The sequence below is a fragment of the Streptomyces sp. NPDC021020 genome (genome assembly GCF_044333285.1).
Taxonomy (GTDB): Bacteria; Actinomycetota; Actinomycetes; order Streptomycetales; family Streptomycetaceae; genus Actinacidiphila.
The window spans coordinates 136,581-151,886 of sequence record NZ_JBIRQQ010000013.1 but is presented as its reverse complement, the minus strand read 5'-3'; the positions used below and the strand labels follow the sequence as shown (position 1 = coordinate 151,886).

The 15,306-nt window shown below is 72.4% G+C and carries 12 protein-coding genes; 9 read left to right on the top strand and 3 right to left on the bottom strand.

Annotation, left to right across the window (positions count from 1 at the left end):
- The first annotated feature begins 37 nt into the window (after nucleotides 1-37).
- From ACH4SL_RS32395 to ACH4SL_RS32385, 3 genes are all read left to right on the top strand, one after another.
- Nucleotides 38-2,440 (top strand): Tex family protein, encoded by a 2,403-nt coding sequence (locus tag ACH4SL_RS32395; RefSeq protein ID WP_398452419.1) that lies wholly within the window; start codon nucleotides 38-40, stop codon nucleotides 2,438-2,440.
- Between the two features lie 156 nt (nucleotides 2,441-2,596).
- Nucleotides 2,597-2,779, top strand: a complete 183-nt coding sequence (locus ACH4SL_RS32390; RefSeq protein ID WP_398179750.1) for a hypothetical protein — start codon at nucleotides 2,597-2,599, stop codon at nucleotides 2,777-2,779.
- Between the two features lie 80 nt (nucleotides 2,780-2,859).
- The gene (locus ACH4SL_RS32385) at nucleotides 2,860-3,423 is read left to right on the top strand and encodes an NADAR family protein (RefSeq protein WP_398452416.1); all 564 of its coding nucleotides are present in this window, start codon (nucleotides 2,860-2,862) and stop codon (nucleotides 3,421-3,423) included.
- 60 nt (nucleotides 3,424-3,483) lie between these two features.
- Here ACH4SL_RS32385 and ACH4SL_RS32380 read toward each other — a convergent pair whose 3' ends face one another.
- Nucleotides 3,484-6,498, bottom strand: coding sequence for a carbohydrate binding domain-containing protein (locus tag ACH4SL_RS32380; protein ID WP_398452634.1), 3,015 nt, complete (start codon nucleotides 6,496-6,498; stop codon nucleotides 3,484-3,486).
- Between the two features lie 242 nt (nucleotides 6,499-6,740).
- Here ACH4SL_RS32380 and ACH4SL_RS32375 point away from each other — a divergent pair, with 242 nt between their 5' ends.
- Nucleotides 6,741-8,120, top strand: a complete 1,380-nt coding sequence (locus ACH4SL_RS32375; protein WP_398452413.1) for an FAD-dependent oxidoreductase — start codon at nucleotides 6,741-6,743, stop codon at nucleotides 8,118-8,120.
- A 123-nt stretch (nucleotides 8,121-8,243) separates the two neighbouring features.
- On the opposite strand, the gene ACH4SL_RS32370 is transcribed toward ACH4SL_RS32375, so the two are convergent.
- Complete coding sequence (locus ACH4SL_RS32370; protein ID WP_398452410.1) at nucleotides 8,244-9,044, bottom strand: hypothetical protein; 801 nt, start codon at nucleotides 9,042-9,044, stop codon at nucleotides 8,244-8,246.
- Between the two features lie 123 nt (nucleotides 9,045-9,167).
- Between ACH4SL_RS32370 and ACH4SL_RS32365 the strand changes: the two genes are divergently transcribed.
- From ACH4SL_RS32365 to ACH4SL_RS32350, 4 genes are all read left to right on the top strand, one after another.
- Nucleotides 9,168-9,542, top strand: a complete 375-nt coding sequence (locus ACH4SL_RS32365) for a deoxyxylulose-5-phosphate synthase (RefSeq protein ID WP_398452407.1) — start codon at nucleotides 9,168-9,170, stop codon at nucleotides 9,540-9,542.
- Between the two features lie 86 nt (nucleotides 9,543-9,628).
- A complete protein-coding gene (locus ACH4SL_RS32360) occupies nucleotides 9,629-9,964 on the top strand; it encodes a YnfA family protein (protein ID WP_398452404.1) in 336 nt (111 codons plus the stop codon).
- A 119-nt stretch (nucleotides 9,965-10,083) separates the two neighbouring features.
- Nucleotides 10,084-10,485, top strand: a complete 402-nt coding sequence (locus tag ACH4SL_RS32355) for a roadblock/LC7 domain-containing protein (protein WP_398179732.1) — start codon at nucleotides 10,084-10,086, stop codon at nucleotides 10,483-10,485.
- 155 nt (nucleotides 10,486-10,640) lie between these two features.
- The gene (locus tag ACH4SL_RS32350; protein WP_398452401.1) at nucleotides 10,641-11,789 is read left to right on the top strand and encodes a DUF6397 family protein; all 1,149 of its coding nucleotides are present in this window, start codon (nucleotides 10,641-10,643) and stop codon (nucleotides 11,787-11,789) included.
- Nucleotides 11,790-11,813: 24 nt separating this feature from the next.
- Here the strand turns inward: ACH4SL_RS32350 and ACH4SL_RS32345 are convergent, their stop codons facing one another.
- Nucleotides 11,814-14,327 (bottom strand): DEAD/DEAH box helicase, encoded by a 2,514-nt coding sequence (locus ACH4SL_RS32345; protein ID WP_398452398.1) that lies wholly within the window; start codon nucleotides 14,325-14,327, stop codon nucleotides 11,814-11,816.
- Between the two features lie 136 nt (nucleotides 14,328-14,463).
- Here ACH4SL_RS32345 and ACH4SL_RS32340 point away from each other — a divergent pair, with 136 nt between their 5' ends.
- Entirely contained in the window at nucleotides 14,464-15,267 is an 804-nt protein-coding gene (locus tag ACH4SL_RS32340; protein ID WP_398452395.1) for a metal-dependent hydrolase, read from the top strand.
- The last annotated feature ends 39 nt before the right edge of the window (nucleotides 15,268-15,306 follow it).

Below are 15,306 nucleotides of genomic sequence, written 5' to 3'. Positions count from 1 at the left end.
GCGGCGTCTACGATGCTGGACAACCGCCAAGCGGCAGGTGTCTTGGCCAGGTCGGAGGAGCACCATCATCAGCGGCAACGTTTCGGTCGAACGCAGGATCGCCGAGGAGCTGGGCGTACGCGAAGGTCAGGTACGGGCGGCCGTCGATCTGCTCGACGGCGGGGCCACGGTGCCGTTCATCGCGCGCTACCGCAAGGAGGCCACCGGCACCCTCGACGACGAGCAGCTGCGCAACCTGGAGGAGCGCCTGCGCTATCTGCGCGAGCTGGACGAGCGGCGCGCCGCGGTGCTGGAGTCCATCGACTCCCAGGGCAAGCTCGACGACGCGCTGCGCGAGCAGATCATGGCGGCCGACTCCAAGGCGCGGCTGGAGGACATCTACCTGCCGTACAAGCCCAAGCGGCGCACCAAGGCCCAGATCGCCCGCGAGGCGGGTCTCGAACCGCTCGCCGACGCGCTGCTCGCCGACCCGGGTCTGGACCCCCAGGCGGCCGCGGCACCGTACGCCGACGCCGAGAAGGGCGTGGCCGACGCCGCGGCGGCGCTGGAGGGCGCCCGCGCCATCCTCACCGAGCGCTTCTCCGAGGACGCCGACCTGGTGGGCGAGCTGCGCACCCGGATGTGGAGCCGCGGCCGGCTGGTCGCCAAGGTGCGCGAGGGCAAGGAGGAGGCGGGTGCGAAGTTCGCCGACTACTTCGACTTCGCCGAGCCCTTCGGCAAGCTGCCCTCGCACCGCGTCCTGGCCATGCTGCGCGGCGAGAAGGAGGAGGTCCTCGACCTCACCCTGGAGCCGGAGGAGCCCGTCGAGGGCCCCAGCAGCTTCGAGCGGCGCATCGCCCAGCGCTTCGGCGTCGCCGACCGCGGCCGCCCCGGCGACCGCTGGATGCTGGACACCGTCCGCTGGGCCTGGCGCACCCGCATGCTGGTGCGGCTCGGCATCGACCTGCGCGTGCAGCTGCGCCAGGAGGCCGAGGACGAGGCGGTACGGGTCTTCGCCGCGAATCTGCGCGACCTGCTGCTCGCCGCGCCGGCCGGCACGCGCGCCACGATGGGCCTGGACCCGGGCCTGCGCACCGGCGTCAAGGTCGCCGTCGTGGACGCCACCGGCAAGGTCGTCGCCACCGACACGATCTACCCGCACGCGCCGCGCAACCGCTGGGACGAATCCCTCGCCACGCTGGCCGGGCTCGCCGCCGCGCACAGCGTCGACCTGATTGCCATCGGCAACGGCACGGCCTCCCGCGAGACCGACAAGCTGGCGGGCGACCTCATCAAGGCGCACCCGGAGCTGGAGCTCACCAAGGCGGTCGTCTCGGAGGCCGGCGCGTCGGTCTACTCCGCCTCCGCCTACGCGTCCGCCGAGCTGCCCGGCATGGACGTGTCCCTGCGCGGCGCGGTGTCCATCGCCCGCCGCCTCCAGGACCCGCTGGCGGAGCTGGTGAAGATCGACCCGCGGTCCATCGGCGTCGGCCAGTACCAGCACGACCTCTCCGAGGTGAAGCTGTCGCGCTCGCTGGACGCGGTGGTCGAGGACTGCGTGAACGGGGTCGGCGTCGACGTCAACACCGCGTCGGTGCCGCTGCTGCGCCGCGTCTCGGGCATCACCGAGGGCCTGGCCGCCAACATCGTCACCCACCGCGACACCAACGGCCCCTTCCGCAGCCGCAAGGCCCTCAAGGACGTCGCCAGGCTCGGCCCGAAGGCGTACGAGCAGTGCGCGGGCTTCCTGCGCATCCTCGGCGGCGAGGACCCGCTGGACGCGTCCGCCGTGCACCCCGAGGCGTATCCGGTGGTCCGGCGGATCGGCCGGAGCGCGGGCACCGACGTCCCCGAGCTGATCGGCAATGCCGCCGTGCTGCGGCGGCTGCGCCCGGAGGACTTCGTGGACGACTCCTTCGGCCTGCCGACCGTCACCGACATCCTCTCCGAGCTGGAGAAGCCCGGGCGCGATCCGCGGCCGGCGTTCAGGACCGCGGCCTTCAAGGAGGGCGTGGAGGAGATGAAGGACCTGCGGCCGGGAATGCTGCTGGAGGGCGTCGTCACCAACGTGGCCGCCTTCGGCGCGTTCGTGGACGTCGGCGTCCACCAGGACGGGCTGGTGCACGTGTCGGCGCTGTCCGACCGGTACGTCTCCGACCCGCGCGAGGTCGTCAAGCCCGGGGACATCGTCCGGGTCAAGGTGCTGGACATCGATCTGCCGCGCAAGCGGATCTCGCTCACGCTGCGGCTGGACGACGAGCCGCGCGCCGCGGGCGCTGGTGGTGGCGGCGGTGAGCGGCGCGGCACCGCCCCGCGGCAGTTCGGCGGACGACAGGGCGGCGGCCGTCAGGGACAGGGTCAGGGGCAGGGCGGCGGGCGGCGCGGTGGTTCCGCGCCCGCGCCGCAGAACGGTGCCATGGCAGACGCGCTGCGCCGGGCCGGACTGACCGGCGGGCGGTGAGCGGCCCGGCCGGGCGGACCGGGAGCACCCGGCCCGCCCGGCCTGCCGGAGACGCCGGGAACCAGGACGGTCGAACAGGCGTTGTGGTGGGTAGGCGGTAAGTGTGCGAAGGAGCGGCGGCCGGTCGCCGGAGGCCGTGGACGGAGGCGGGGACAGATGTCGAATCGCGCGAAGGTCGCCATCGGTGGTGTGGCGGTCGGGCTGATCCTGCTCATCGTTCTTCCCTGGTGGGTGTCCTTCCTGATCATCGTCGGCATTCCGGCGGCGGCGTACCTGACGCTGGATTCCTCGCAGCGCCGCCGGCTGCGCCGTGTCTCCCGGCGCCAAATAGGTCGCTGACCCGGACGAGGCCCCGGTAGCGTGGCGGCCCGCCCTGTCCCGGCACGGGCGGGGCGGTCACCTGGGAGGGGTTCGGTCCGATGTCGCTTCTTCCCGCCACCGTGCGGTCCGTCGAGGAGCTGGTCGCGTACACCGCGCGCGGTGACCGCGTGAAATACCTGCATTTCTGGGGCCACCGTCCGCAGCGCGACGGCCGTGCGGGTCCCGGCTGCCTCAGCCAGTGGTGGCCCGCACCCTTCACCGTCGACGGCGTCGGCTACGCCACGGCGGAGCACTGGATGATGGCCGGCAAGGCGCGGCTCTTCGACGACCCGGAGGCCGAGCGCCGCGCCCTGGCGGCGACCTCGCCCGGTGCTGCCAAGGCCGCGGGGCGCACGGTGCGCGGTTTCGACGAGGCGGTCTGGGAGCGGGAGCGGTTCGCGCTCGTCGCCGAGGGCAGCCGCCACAAGTTCGGACAGCACCCGGAGCTGCGGGAATACCTGCTGGCGACCGCCGGCCGGGTGCTCGTCGAAGCCAGTCCGGTGGATCGGGTCTGGGGCATCGGCCTGGCCGCGGACGACGAGCGCGCGGCCGATCCGGCACGCTGGCGCGGTCTGAATCTGCTGGGTTTCGCCCTCATGGACGCCCGCGACGCCCTCGGGTGACATCTGGAGGCACGGCCGCCCGGGCCCCCGCCGTACGGGGGAGGCCCGGGCGGGCAGGCACTACTTGAGGTAGGGGCCGTCGGCGCCGATCTTGCCGGGCGCGGCGTTCTTCCCGCCCAGGTCGAGGACGTAGACGCGCATGTCGCCCTTGCCGGGGGCGGTGACGGCCAGGGTCCCGTCGGTGACGGTGCGGCTGTCCCCGGTGACGGCGTCGATGTAGCGGCCGTTCGGTATCCCGGTGAAGGTGGCCGCGTCCGTCACCGTCACCAGGGCGAAGCTGTCGACCCCGGAGGCGGTGTCGGTGTAGCGGCGCTTGAAGGACATGCCGCCACCGCTGACCCCGTCCGTGCTGTACTGGCCCATCTGCAGGGCCGGTATCGCCCGGCGGATCCGGTTGAGCCGTTGCAGGTGCTCGACCAGCGGCTGGGCCAGTGTGGTGGCGACCTCGCCGGAGGCGCTGGAGACCACGCCGTAGTCCGAGGCGGTGACGCTGCCTTCCAGATGGTCGCCGTAGTAGGCGCGGCCGGTGGTGGCCAGCGGGCAGCTGGGGCCGCAGTCGATCGTCTTTCCGGCCTGGAACTGTATCTCCGAGCCGTAGTACAGCGTCGGGATGCCGCGGAAGGTCCACATCAGTGCCATGTTCTCGGCCCACGCGTCCTGGCCTCCGGCGTAGCGCACGGACGACTTGTTGGGGCCGTAGTCGTGGCTGTCGACGTAGACGACGTTGTACGTCGCGTCGTTCGTCGAGTCGTCGGAGTCCTTGCCGTTGGTGAAGGCGTTGTGCGCGTCACCGAAATTCATGTGCATGCGCATGTCGATGATGTTCATGCCGGAGAACTGGCTGTGGTCGGGCGTGTGGTAAGCGTTGCCGTCGAGGAAGGCGTTGGTCGACGTCGGCTGGTTGCCGGTGCCGAGCTGCTCCTCGTAGGTGTACTGCTCGATCGCGGCGGTGGCGTCGTCCGGGCTGTACTCCTTGCGCTCCTTCCAGGTGTAGAACTGCGCCGAGTGGTTGACCGAACCGCGGTTCCACTTGTCGTTGACGAAGGCGCCGACCTCGCCGAAGACGAAGAAGTTCTGCGCCTTGTCCTGGCCCCAGTCCTGCAGCACGCGCTGCTGGATGGCGGGCAGGAAGCGGCGGTTCCAGGTGACGCGGGGGATGTGCACGGCCGTGTCGATGCGGAATCCGTCGACGCCCATGTCGATGTACTTGTTGTAGGCGCCGATCAGGTAGTTCTGCACCGTGGGATTCTCGGTGTTGAAGTCGGCGAGGTCGTCGGCGAGCCAGCACGACCGCGAGTCCTCGCCCTCCCAGTTGCCGATCCAGCACTGGTGGTAGAGGTCGGCGGGGAAGAGCTTGTTCGTCGGGCCGGGCCACTGGCAGTTGTAGAGGGTGTAGCCCTCCGGGCTGTACTGGCCCGACGGCTTGCCCCAGTTCAGGCAGGTGTTGCCGGCCGGTTCGGCGGTCGACCACAGATCGCCGTTGTAGTACGACTTCCCGGTCTTCGGATCGACCGTCAGGCCGTCGTACTCGAAGCCGTCCTCCTTCTCGTCGTAGTACCAGGACCACTGCGCGTCCCGCACGCCGTACACGGTCGGCGTGAACAGTCCCTTGGCGCCCCACCGGGAGCTGTGGTTGTAGACGACGTCCTGGTAGATCTTGATGCCCTTGGCGTGCGCGGCGTTGATGAGGTCCTGGTAGGACGCCCCCGCCGATTCCAGCCGCGGGTCGACCCGGTAGAAGTCGTAGCCGTGGTAACCGTGGTAGTCGTAGTCGCTGCGGTTGAGGACCACCGGGGTGATCCAGATCGCCGAGAAGCCGAGCGCCTTGACGTAGTCGAGCTTCTGGACCAGGCCCTTGAAGTCGCCGCGGAACATCGGGTCGTGGTTGGCGGCGTTCCCCGAGGCCACGTCCTGGTTGCCGCCGCGGTCGTTGCTCGTGTCGCCGTCGTAGAACCGCGCGGTCAGCACGAAGTAGATCGGATCCTTGCGCGGATCCGTCCCGATCATCTCGCCGGAGGTCGCGGGCGGCGGGGCGTGGCCGGTGACCGCGCTCGCCGGGGCGGACGCCGCCGACGCGTTGCCGGCCGCGTCCAGGGCGACGACGGTGTACGTGTAGGTGGTGGCCTCCTCCAGGCCGGACTCCGAGAAGACCGTGGAGCCCACGCTCGTCACCACCGTGCCCCTGCTGCCGCCGGTACGGGTGACCTGGTAGCCCGTCACCCCGGTGTCGTCCGTGGACGGATCCCAGGTCAGCACCACCGCGGTGTCGGTGGCCGAGGCCTTGACCGCGCTCGGCACGCTCGGCGCGGTGGTGTCGGGCACGACCGCCGCGCAGGGATCCGTGGCACGTGCGGTGACCTTGTGGTCCTTGACGGTGCTGACGCCCGTGCCCAGCGCGTAGTTGGCGCCGTTGTTGTTGTCCCACGTGCCGTTGCCGTTGTTGAAGGTCGCCGCGAGCCCGGACGCCCCGCCCAGGTCGACGGTCTTCTTCACCCATCCCGTGCAGGCCGGTTCCATGCCGACGCCCGGAACGGCCGTCCACGGCTTGCCGTTGGGCGCGTAGTGCAGGTTGACGGTCGTCCAGCCGACCGTCGCGGTGGAGTAGAAGACTGTGGCGGAGGTGCCGGGCGGCGGGTCGGTCGTGCCGCCGGCGCAGGGGTCGCTGTGGGCGATGGCGCCGTCCTTGACGGTGATGGTGCCGGTGCCCAGGGCGTAGTTCTTGCCGCCGTTGTTGTCCCAGGTGCCCTGGCCGTTGGTGAAGGTGGCCTGCCACCCGGTGGCGGAGCCCAGGTCGACGGTCTTCTTCACCCAGCCGGCGCAGGCGGACTCCATGGCGACACCGGGGACGGCGGTCCAGTTGCCGCCGTCCGGTGCCCAGTGCAGGTTGTAGGCCGCCCAGCCGGTGGAGGCCGTCGAGTAGAAGACGGTGGCGGTGTTGCCGGCGTCGGTCGCCGCGGCCGCGCGGGCACCGGTTCCGGGAAGTGCGGGAAGCAGGGCGGCCACGAGCGCGCAGAGCGCGGCGAGCAGCAGCGCCAGCGGGCCGGGCCTGGCTCTGCGGTGGTGATGGCGCGTCAGGAGGGTCACGAGGTGCTCCTCGGAAAGGGCCGCACGGGGGCGGCCGGTGTGGGGGAGCCGTCGGTTCCGCGCGCCACGGAAAGAACGGCCGTATATCTTGCGCAAGTTGCTGCAAGAACCTTCGTGAGGGTACTGGGACATGTGGGTGACGTAAAGAGGTGCGGACGGGCACGACACCGCGCCGCACGTAGGGTGATCAGGGTGCGGTGACCGGGGGTGCGACGGAAGGTGGTTCGGCGGAGATGACGGAGCGTCTGGTGGTCATCGGCGGCGACGCCGCCGGCATGTCGGCCGCGTCGCAGGCCCGCCGCCGCAGAACCGCAACCGACCTGGAGATCGTCGCTTTCGAGCGCGGCCACCACAGCTCCTACTCGGCCTGCGGCATCCCGTACTGGATCGCGGGTGACGCGGCGGGCCCCGGCGCCCTCGTGGCCAGGACCGCGGCGGAGCACCGCGAGCGCGGTATCGACCTGCGGCTCGGCACCGAGGTCGTCACGATCGACCCGGAGCGCGGCCGGGTCCGCAGCCGCGACGCCGCGGGCCGCGAGGAGTGGACGGGCTACGACCACCTGGTCATCGCCACCGGCGCGGAGCCGGTGCGCCCGCGCGTGCCGGGCATCGACGCGCCGGGCGTCTTCGGCGTGCAGACACTCGACGACGGCGAGGCCGTCCTGCACGGCCTGGAACGCTCCGGGGTGCGGCGGGCCGTCGTCGTGGGCGGCGGCTACATCGGCGTCGAGATGGCCGAGGCGATGCTGCGGCACGGCCTCGACGTGACCCTGATCGACCGCAACGAGCAGCCGATGACCACCCTCGACCCGGACATGGGCCGCCTGGTGCGCACCGCTCTCGAAGGCCTCGGGGTGCGGGTGGTCTCCGGCGCCCCGGTCCGCGAGGTGCTCACCGGCGCGGACGGCCGGGTCCGCGCGGTGGCCACCGACACCGCCGAACACCCCGCCGACCTGGTGGTCCTGGGTCTGGGGGTGCGGCCGCAGACCGGGCTCGCGGCCGCCGCCGGACTGCCGCTCGGCGCCCACGGCGGCCTGCTCACCGACCGCGCGATGCGGGTGCGCGGCAGCGAGCGCGTCTGGGCGGGCGGCGACTGCGTCGAGGTGCTCAACCTCGTCTCCGGCGAGTCCCAGCACATCGCGCTGGGCACCCACGCCAACAAGCACGGCCGGATCATCGGCATCAACATCGGCGGCGGTTACGCCACCTTCCCCGGCGTCGTCGGCACCGCCGTCAGCAAGGTCTGCGACGTCGAGATCGCCCGCACCGGCCTGAAGGAATCCCAGGCGCGCGCGGCGGGGCTGCGGTTCGTGACCGCGGTCGTGGAGTCCACCAGCCGCGCCGGCTACTACCCGGGCGCGGCCGTCATGACGGTCAAGATGCTGGCCGAGCGCCGCACCGGGCGGCTGCTCGGACTGCAGATCGTCGGCGGCGAGGGGGCGGCCAAGCGGGTCGACGTCGGCGCTGTCGCGCTCACCGCGGGTATGACGGTCGAGCAGATGACCGGCCTCGACCTCGGCTACGCCCCGCCGTTCTCCCCGGTGTGGGATCCGGTGCTGGTGGCCGCCCGCAAGGCGGCCGACGCGGTGGCGGCGGACATCGCCGCGGGGTGAGGGCCGGGGCCGGACGGACGTCGGGCCGCGTCCCCGAGGACCGGTGACGGTTGCGCACGTGCGCGCGGTCCGGCCATGGCGCGCAGCCGCGTACGTACGCGGAGCGCGGTCGGCGGTCCGCCGTCAGGACGGCGCCCCGGCAAGCTTGTCGAGTGCCTCCAGGAGCTGCGGCAGCGATTCGCCGCGGCCGACCGGCAGCACCTCACCGGGGGCCTCGTCCAGCAGGACGAAGGCGATGTCGTCGGTCCGGGCGACCAGGCTCCAGCCAGGCCCGTCGGCGCGCAGGGCGCCCGCGGTGGTCCGTATCCGGCCGGGCGGGGGGAGGGTGTCGGCGTAGGCCGCCGCCTCGGCCAGTGCGCGGCGGACACCGGGGTGGGAGATCCCGGCCGCCGCCCCGTCCGGCGGCGGGTCGGAGGGCGCGGGGGCGAGGGAGGGCGGGAGCTGGTCGCGCCATTCGTGCCAGTGCACGGCGATCTCGTCGGCGCCCAGCCGCCGTTGCGGCGGGCCCCACACCGAGACGTCCGGCGGGGCGAGCGCGGGCCCCGCCTCCTCCTCGGCCGGGTCGTGCGGATCCGGGACGTCGGGCACCGCCACGGCCACCGGCAGCGGCCAGCCGGGCAGGGAGGCGGCAAGCGTGTCCTCCTGCGGTGCCAGCTCGTACTCCAGGCCGCAGTCCCACGCCGCCAGCGCGCACGCGACGAGGGCGGCGTCCGTGGTGACGACCGTCCAGCGGGCGCCGCGCCCGTCCTGGCCGAACATCAGACCGTAGCCGCCGGGCAGCGGATCGAGCCCCAACTGCTCGCACGCGGCGGGGTAGTCGTCGCCGAGCACCCCGGGGAAGTGTTCGGCGGTCAGCATCGCGGCCGTCAGCACGAACAGCGCGTCCTCGTCCTCCGCGTGGTCGGCATGCTCGGCCGCGGCCATGTGGCGCCCTCCCTCTCGTTCCGGTCCGCGCACCTTAACCAGCCGGTAACACCTACGTCGAGGGGGTCGGGAGCACCGTAAACCCGTTCGGTTCCGTCCGCCGCCGTCGCCTATCCTCGCCGCATGGGACGCATTCGCAGCACCCACTACGTCTGTCTGCCGTGCCGGGCCTCGTGGAAGATCCCACTCGCCCGCGACACCGCGGGGACGTGCCCGCGCTGTGCGGGCCGGCTGATCAACGCGGGCACGCAGTTCGCCGCGCCGAGGCGCCGCGACACGGCCGCGTGGCGCGCGCTCGGCGCGGTACTCGCGTCCGGGCTGCGCTTCCATTCCGCGTGCGAGTGCTGTCAGGACGGTCCGGGCTACCGGCCGCGCACACCGCGCGAGGTACGCGAGCGGCTCGCTCATGCGGCCGCGACCGGGGCGCCGGTCGCGGTGGCTCTGCAGTGCCGGGACGTCACGCACAGTGGTGACGCCCCGGGCCGGTGCATGCTGTAGGGGTGCCTTCCGCCCCGCTCTGTCCGGTCGGCGCGACAATGCCACCTCCCGGCACTCCGCGGATACCGGCCATGCATCATGGTGGGATGATCACCCTGCGTTCCATGGCTCTCTTCGTTCTCGCCGCCGTGCTGGAGATCGGCGGCGCCTGGCTCATCTGGCAGGGCGTGCGCGAGCACCGCGGGCTTGCCTGGATGGGGGCGGGCGTCGTGGCCCTCGGCCTCTACGGATTCGTCGCGACCCGCCAGCCGGACGCGGAGTTCGGCCGCATCCTGGCCGCGTACGGCGGCGTCTTCGTGGCCGGTTCGCTCCTGTGGGGCGTGGTCGCCGACGGTTACCGCCCTGACCGGTTCGACATCGTCGGAGCGGTGATCTGCCTGGTCGGAGTGGGCGTCATCATGTATGCCCCGCGCGGCGGCTGAAACCCGCCGGTCGTCCGCCCCCACCCCGTCGTTGCGCCCCCGCGGCGCCCCCAGGCGGGGTTGCCCTGGCGCCTCAGGCGCGACAGGCTCTAGGGCAGGGGAGACGGGAGGCAGGGGCGATGACGGTGAGCAACAAGCTTGCGTGGTTGCTGGATGATCTGACACGGCGCGTGCCGCACGTCCGACACGCTCTCGTCCTGTCCAACGACGGACTGGTGACCGGTGCCAGCGAGAGCCTGGACCGTCCGACGGCGGAGCACCTGGCGGCGGTCTCGTCCGGTTTCCACAGCCTCGCCAAGGGGGCCGGCCGGCAGTTCGGCGTCGGCGGGGTGCGGCAGACGATGGTCGAGTTCGACGAGGGCTACCTCTTCGTGACGGCTGCGGGCGACGGGAGCTGCCTGGCGGTGCTGAGCGGCATGGAGGCCGACGTCGGGCGGGTGGCCTACGAGATGACGCTGCTGGTGCACCGGGTGGGCGAGCACCTCGGGGTCGCGGCCCGCCAGTCGAGTTCGCCTTACTGAGGTCCCGGGCGCCGGGGGCGGTGGCGCGGGGCGCCGGGGCGGGCTGAGCTGCGGGGACGCAAGTTATCCACAGGGGAAGAACGGGTGTTCGTCCGTGCGCGCTATCGTCGTGACTGTCAGTGGTTGAGCGACAGCACAGAGAGACGGTGGCAGTGATGGGGACGACGAGGACGGCGACGAACACGGCCCGGCCGGAGCAGCGGACGCGGGTGGCGCGGGTGGCGCGGGGCGCGCGGGCGGTGCAGTCGCCGCCGCTGCCGGACACCGCTGCGGAGGACCCGCCGCAGATGTTCACCCTCAACCGCGCCCGGGAGGAACTGGGCCTGCCCTTCGCCGAGTTCGAGCTGGCCCTGCAGCTCGGCGAGATCGGCACGGTCGTCGGCGGTGGCGCCGACCGGCCGCGGGTGTCCGCGACGGAGCTCGCCCGGGTGCGCGACCAGGACGGCGGCACAGCGGCCCTGCTGTCGCGGATCGAACTGGTCAACACCACGGCCGCGGCCGATCTGCTCGGGGTCGGCCGGGATCGGCTGCTCCGCCTCACGCGAGCAGGGTACGTCCGGCCCGTGCGCTGGTACGTGAACCGCTACCGGGCCCTGGTGTGGCTCTACCTCGCAGGTGAACTGCGGGAGTTCGCGGTCGCCCGGCCCGCGCTGCTGACCGGCCGGCTGCCGGCGGAGCTGCGCGAGGCGGAGGCGGAAGGGGCGGACCTGCGGCCGCGCGGCTGGCGGTCCCGGCAGGTCGCCCGGCTGGTCGAGGACGCACCCGGCCCCTGGGAGGAGGCCGCGGTGTGGGCGGCGCTGCTGGGGCCTGAACTCACTGACGAGGCGGTGCCCGATCCGCACGAGCGCAGGCGCCTGCGCGGCATCCGTACGGTGCTGCCCTACGGCCGACCGGGGCCGCTGGCGGGCATGGCCCTGATCAGACGGCTGACCCTCGCGGACGCCCCCGACGAGGTCGCTGCCGCCCTGCTGGCGCTCGCCGAGGCCCTCGGACGTGCCCGCGCCGGTGAGAAGGTGCCGCCGAAGCCGCCGTACGAACCGTGGGGCGCGCCGCCGCCGGAGCCGGGCGGCGCCCCACCGACCGGCGACGTGCCCGCGCCGCGCCGGGTCCGGCCGCCGGTTGCCGCGCCGGATGCCGTACGGGCCTTGCCCGCGTCCGGCGGGGCGCTCGCCGGGCCCGGGAGCGTCGCGGCGCGGGGGCACGGGACCCCGCCGACGGGCGCGGGTGCCTGGGTGGTGGGGGAGCGGCCGCGGCGCAGCCTGCTGAGGCTGCTGCGCGGGCGGCGCCGGGCCGTCGACGGCTGACGCCACCCGCCGGGGGCGCTGCGTTCAGAGTTCGCCGACACCGGTGACCCTGATCACCGCGCGGCCCTCCTCGTCGGAGGCCGCGAGGTCGACCTCGGCCGAGATTCCCCAACCGTGGTCGCCCGCGGGGTCGGCGAAGGTCTGCCGTACGCGCCAGAGCCCGTGCTGCGGCTCCTCCTCGATCATGAGCAGCTTCGGGCCGCGGGCGTCAGGACCGGTACCGAGGTCGTCGTACTCGTCCCAGTAGGCGTCCATGGCGTCGGCCCACGCGTCCGCGTCCCAGCCGGACGCCTCGTCCAACTCGCCCAGCAGCTCGACCTTGTCGAGGGCGGCCAGCTCCACGCGGCGGAAGAGCGCGTTGCGGACCAGGACACGGAAGGCCCGGCCGTTCGCGGTGACCGGCTTGACCTGGTCGGCGCGCTCGGCGGCCTCCTCCGCGGTCTCCACCTCGGGGTTGGCCAGCTGCTCCCACTCGTCCAGCAGGCTGGAGTCGACCTGCCGGACCAGCTCGCCGAGCCATGCCGTCAGGTCCTGGAAGTCCTCGGACTTCAGGTCGTCGGGCACGGTGTGGTCCAGCGCCTTGTACGCGCTCGCCAGGTAGCGCAGCACGATGCCCTCGGTCCTGGCCAGCTCGTAGTACGACACGAATTCGGAGAACGTCATCGCGCGCTCGTACATGTCGCGCACCACCGATTTGGGGGACACCGGATGGTCACCGACCCACGGGTGGCTCTTGCGGTACACGCCGTAGGCGTGCAGCAGGAGCTCCTCCAGCGGCTTGGGGTAGGACACCTCCTGCAGCCGCTCCATGCGCTCCTCGTACTCCACGCCGTCCGCCTTCATCGCGGCCACCGCGTCGCCCCTGGCCTTGTTCTGCTGGGCCGCCAGGATCTGCCGCGGGTCGTCGAGCGTCGACTCGACCACCGACACCATGTCCAGCGCATAGGACGGGGAGTCCGGGTCGAGCAGCTCGAAGGCGGCCAGCGCGAAGGTGGACAGCGGCTGGTTGAGTGCGAAGTCCTGCTGGAGGTCGACGGTCAGGCGGACGATCCTGCCCTCGGCGTCCGGCTCGTCCAGCCGCTCCACCACGCCGCCGTCCAGCAGCGAGCGGTAGATGGCGATGGCCCGGCGGATGTGCCGCAGTTGGGAGCGGCGGTCCTCGTGGTTGTCCTCCAGCAGGCTGCGCATCGCGTCGAAGGCGTTGCCCGGCCGCGCGATGACGGACAGCAGCATCGCGTGGGTGACGCGGAAACGCGAGGTCAGCGGCTCCGGGTCGGAGGCGATGAGCTTCTCGAAGGTGCTCTGCGACCAGTTGACGAAGCCCTCGGGGGCCTTCTTACGCACCACCTTGCGGCGCTTCTTCGGATCGTCGCCCGCCTTCGCCAGTGCCTTCTCGTTCTCCACGACGTGCTCCGGCGCCTGCGCCACCACGAAGCCCGCGGTGTCGAAGCCGGCCCGGCCCGCCCGCCCGGCGATCTGATGGAATTCTCTGGCCCGCAGCACCCGCACCCGCTGCCCGTCGTATTTGGTCAGCGCCGTGAAGAGCACCGTGCGGATGGGCACGTTGACGCCCACGCCCAGCGTGTCCGTCCCGCAGATCACCTTCAGCAGACCGGCCTGCGCCAGTTTCTCCACCAGCCGGCGGTACTTCGGCAGCATGCCCGCGTGGTGCACCCCGATGCCGTGCCGGACGTAGCGGGAGAGGTTGCGGCCGAAGGCGGTGGTGAAGCGGAAGCTGCCGATCAGCTCGGCGATGGCGTCCTTCTCGGCGCGCGAGCACATGTTGATGCTCATCAGCGCCTGGGCCCGCTCCACCGCGGCCGCCTGCGTGAAGTGCACGATGTAGACCGGCGACTGGCGGGTCTCCAGCAGTTCGGTGAGGGTCTCGGTGAGCGCGGTCGTGCGGTATTCGTAGCTCAGCGGTACCGGACGGGTCGCCGAGCGCACCACGGAGGTGGGCCGCCCGGTCCTGCGGGTCAGGTCCTCCTCGAAGCGGGAGACGTCGCCGAGGGTCGCCGACATCAGCAGGAACTGCGCCTGCGGCAGCTCCAGCAGCGGGATCTGCCACGCCCAGCCGCGGTCCGGCTCGGCGTAGAAGTGGAATTCGTCCATGACCACCTGGCCGACGTCCGCGGCCCGGCCGTCGCGCAGCGCGATCGAGGCGAGCACCTCGGCGGTGCAGCAGATGACCGGCGCGTCCGGGTTCACCGAGGCGTCGCCGGTGAGCATGCCGACGTTCTCGGTGCCGAACAGCTTGCACAGGTCGAAGAACTTCTCCGACACCAGCGCCTTGATCGGCGCGGTGTAGAAGGTGACCTCGTCGCGGGCCAGCGCGGCGAAGTGCGCACCTGCCGCGACCAGGCTCTTTCCGGAACCGGTGGGGGTGGAGAGGATCACGTTCGCCCCCGAGACCACCTCGATCAGCGCCTCCTCCTGGGCGGGGTAGAGCGTGATGCCCTGCCCTTGCGCCCACGTCGAGAACGCGTCGAAGAGGGCGTCGGGGCCGGGGTCGGACGGCAGCTGGTCGATAAGGGTCACCCCACCATTTTGCCTGTCCCGGCCGCTCCGGGCGGAACCGGAGGCACCGCGGAAGATCGCCGACGATATGGTGTGCCGTCGAACCACGCGTCAACTCCGCCTGCGGGCGGCACATTTTGGGGGACGGAGCAGCCTGATGATGGGACCTGCGCATTCACTGTCCGGGGCTGCGGCCTGGCTGGCCGTCGGCGCGGTAGCCGCGGGCCTCGACCATCCGATGCCCTGGCCGACGGTGCTCGTCGGCGCCCTGATCTGCGCGGGCGCGGCGCTCGCCCCGGACCTCGACCACCAGGCGGCGACGATCTCCAGGGCCTTCGGCCCGCTGTCGCGGGGACTGTGCAAGGTCGTGGACGCCATCGCACACGCGACCTACAAGGCGACCCGCAAGGCGGGCGACCCGCGCCGGGCCGGCGGGCACCGCACCCTGACGCACACCTGGCTGTGGGCGGTGCTCATCGGCGCGGGCTTCTCCGCCGCCGCGGTGTACGGCGGGCGCTGGGCGGTGCTGGTCATCCTCTTCATCCACATGGTGCTGGCCGTCGAGGGCCTGCTGTGGCGGCAGGCCCGGGGCGCGCACGACGTCCTGGTGTGGCTCCTCGGGGCGACCAGCGCGTGGATGCTCGCCGACATCCTGGACGACCCGGGCAACGGCAAGGACTGGCTCTTCACCCAGCCCGGCCAGCACTATCTGTGGATCGGCCTGCCGATCGTGCTGGGCTCGCTGGTGCACTGCCTCGGCGACGCGCTCACCGTCTCCGGCTGCCCGGTGCTGTGGCCGATACCGATCGGGCGGCGCCGCTGGTATCCGATCGGTCCGCCGAAGTTCATGCGCTTCCGCGCCGGCAGCTGGGTCGAGATCAAGGTCCTCATGCCGGTCTTCCTCGTGGTCGGCGGCGGCTGCGCCCTGGGAGCCCTGGGGGCCCTGAGCTTCGTCGGCTGACGCCCGCGGCCGCCGGACCGCCCGGCGCCGGGCGGTCCG

Coding starts and splice junctions, on each gene's coding strand:
- ACH4SL_RS32390 (WP_398179750.1), top strand. CDS start 2,597: ATGTCGAATCGCGCGAAGGTCGCCATCGGTGGTGTGGCGGTCGGGCTG.
- ACH4SL_RS32385 (WP_398452416.1), top strand. CDS start 2,860: ATGTCGCTTCTTCCCGCCACCGTGCGGTCCGTCGAGGAGCTGGTCGCG.
- ACH4SL_RS32375 (WP_398452413.1), top strand. CDS start 6,741: ATGACGGAGCGTCTGGTGGTCATCGGCGGCGACGCCGCCGGCATGTCG.
- ACH4SL_RS32370 (WP_398452410.1), bottom strand. CDS start 9,044: ATGGCCGCGGCCGAGCATGCCGACCACGCGGAGGACGAGGACGCGCTG.
- ACH4SL_RS32365 (WP_398452407.1), top strand. CDS start 9,168: ATGGGACGCATTCGCAGCACCCACTACGTCTGTCTGCCGTGCCGGGCC.
- ACH4SL_RS32360 (WP_398452404.1), top strand. CDS start 9,629: ATGATCACCCTGCGTTCCATGGCTCTCTTCGTTCTCGCCGCCGTGCTG.
- ACH4SL_RS32355 (WP_398179732.1), top strand. CDS start 10,084: ATGACGGTGAGCAACAAGCTTGCGTGGTTGCTGGATGATCTGACACGG.
- ACH4SL_RS32350 (WP_398452401.1), top strand. CDS start 10,641: ATGGGGACGACGAGGACGGCGACGAACACGGCCCGGCCGGAGCAGCGG.
- ACH4SL_RS32340 (WP_398452395.1), top strand. CDS start 14,464: ATGATGGGACCTGCGCATTCACTGTCCGGGGCTGCGGCCTGGCTGGCC.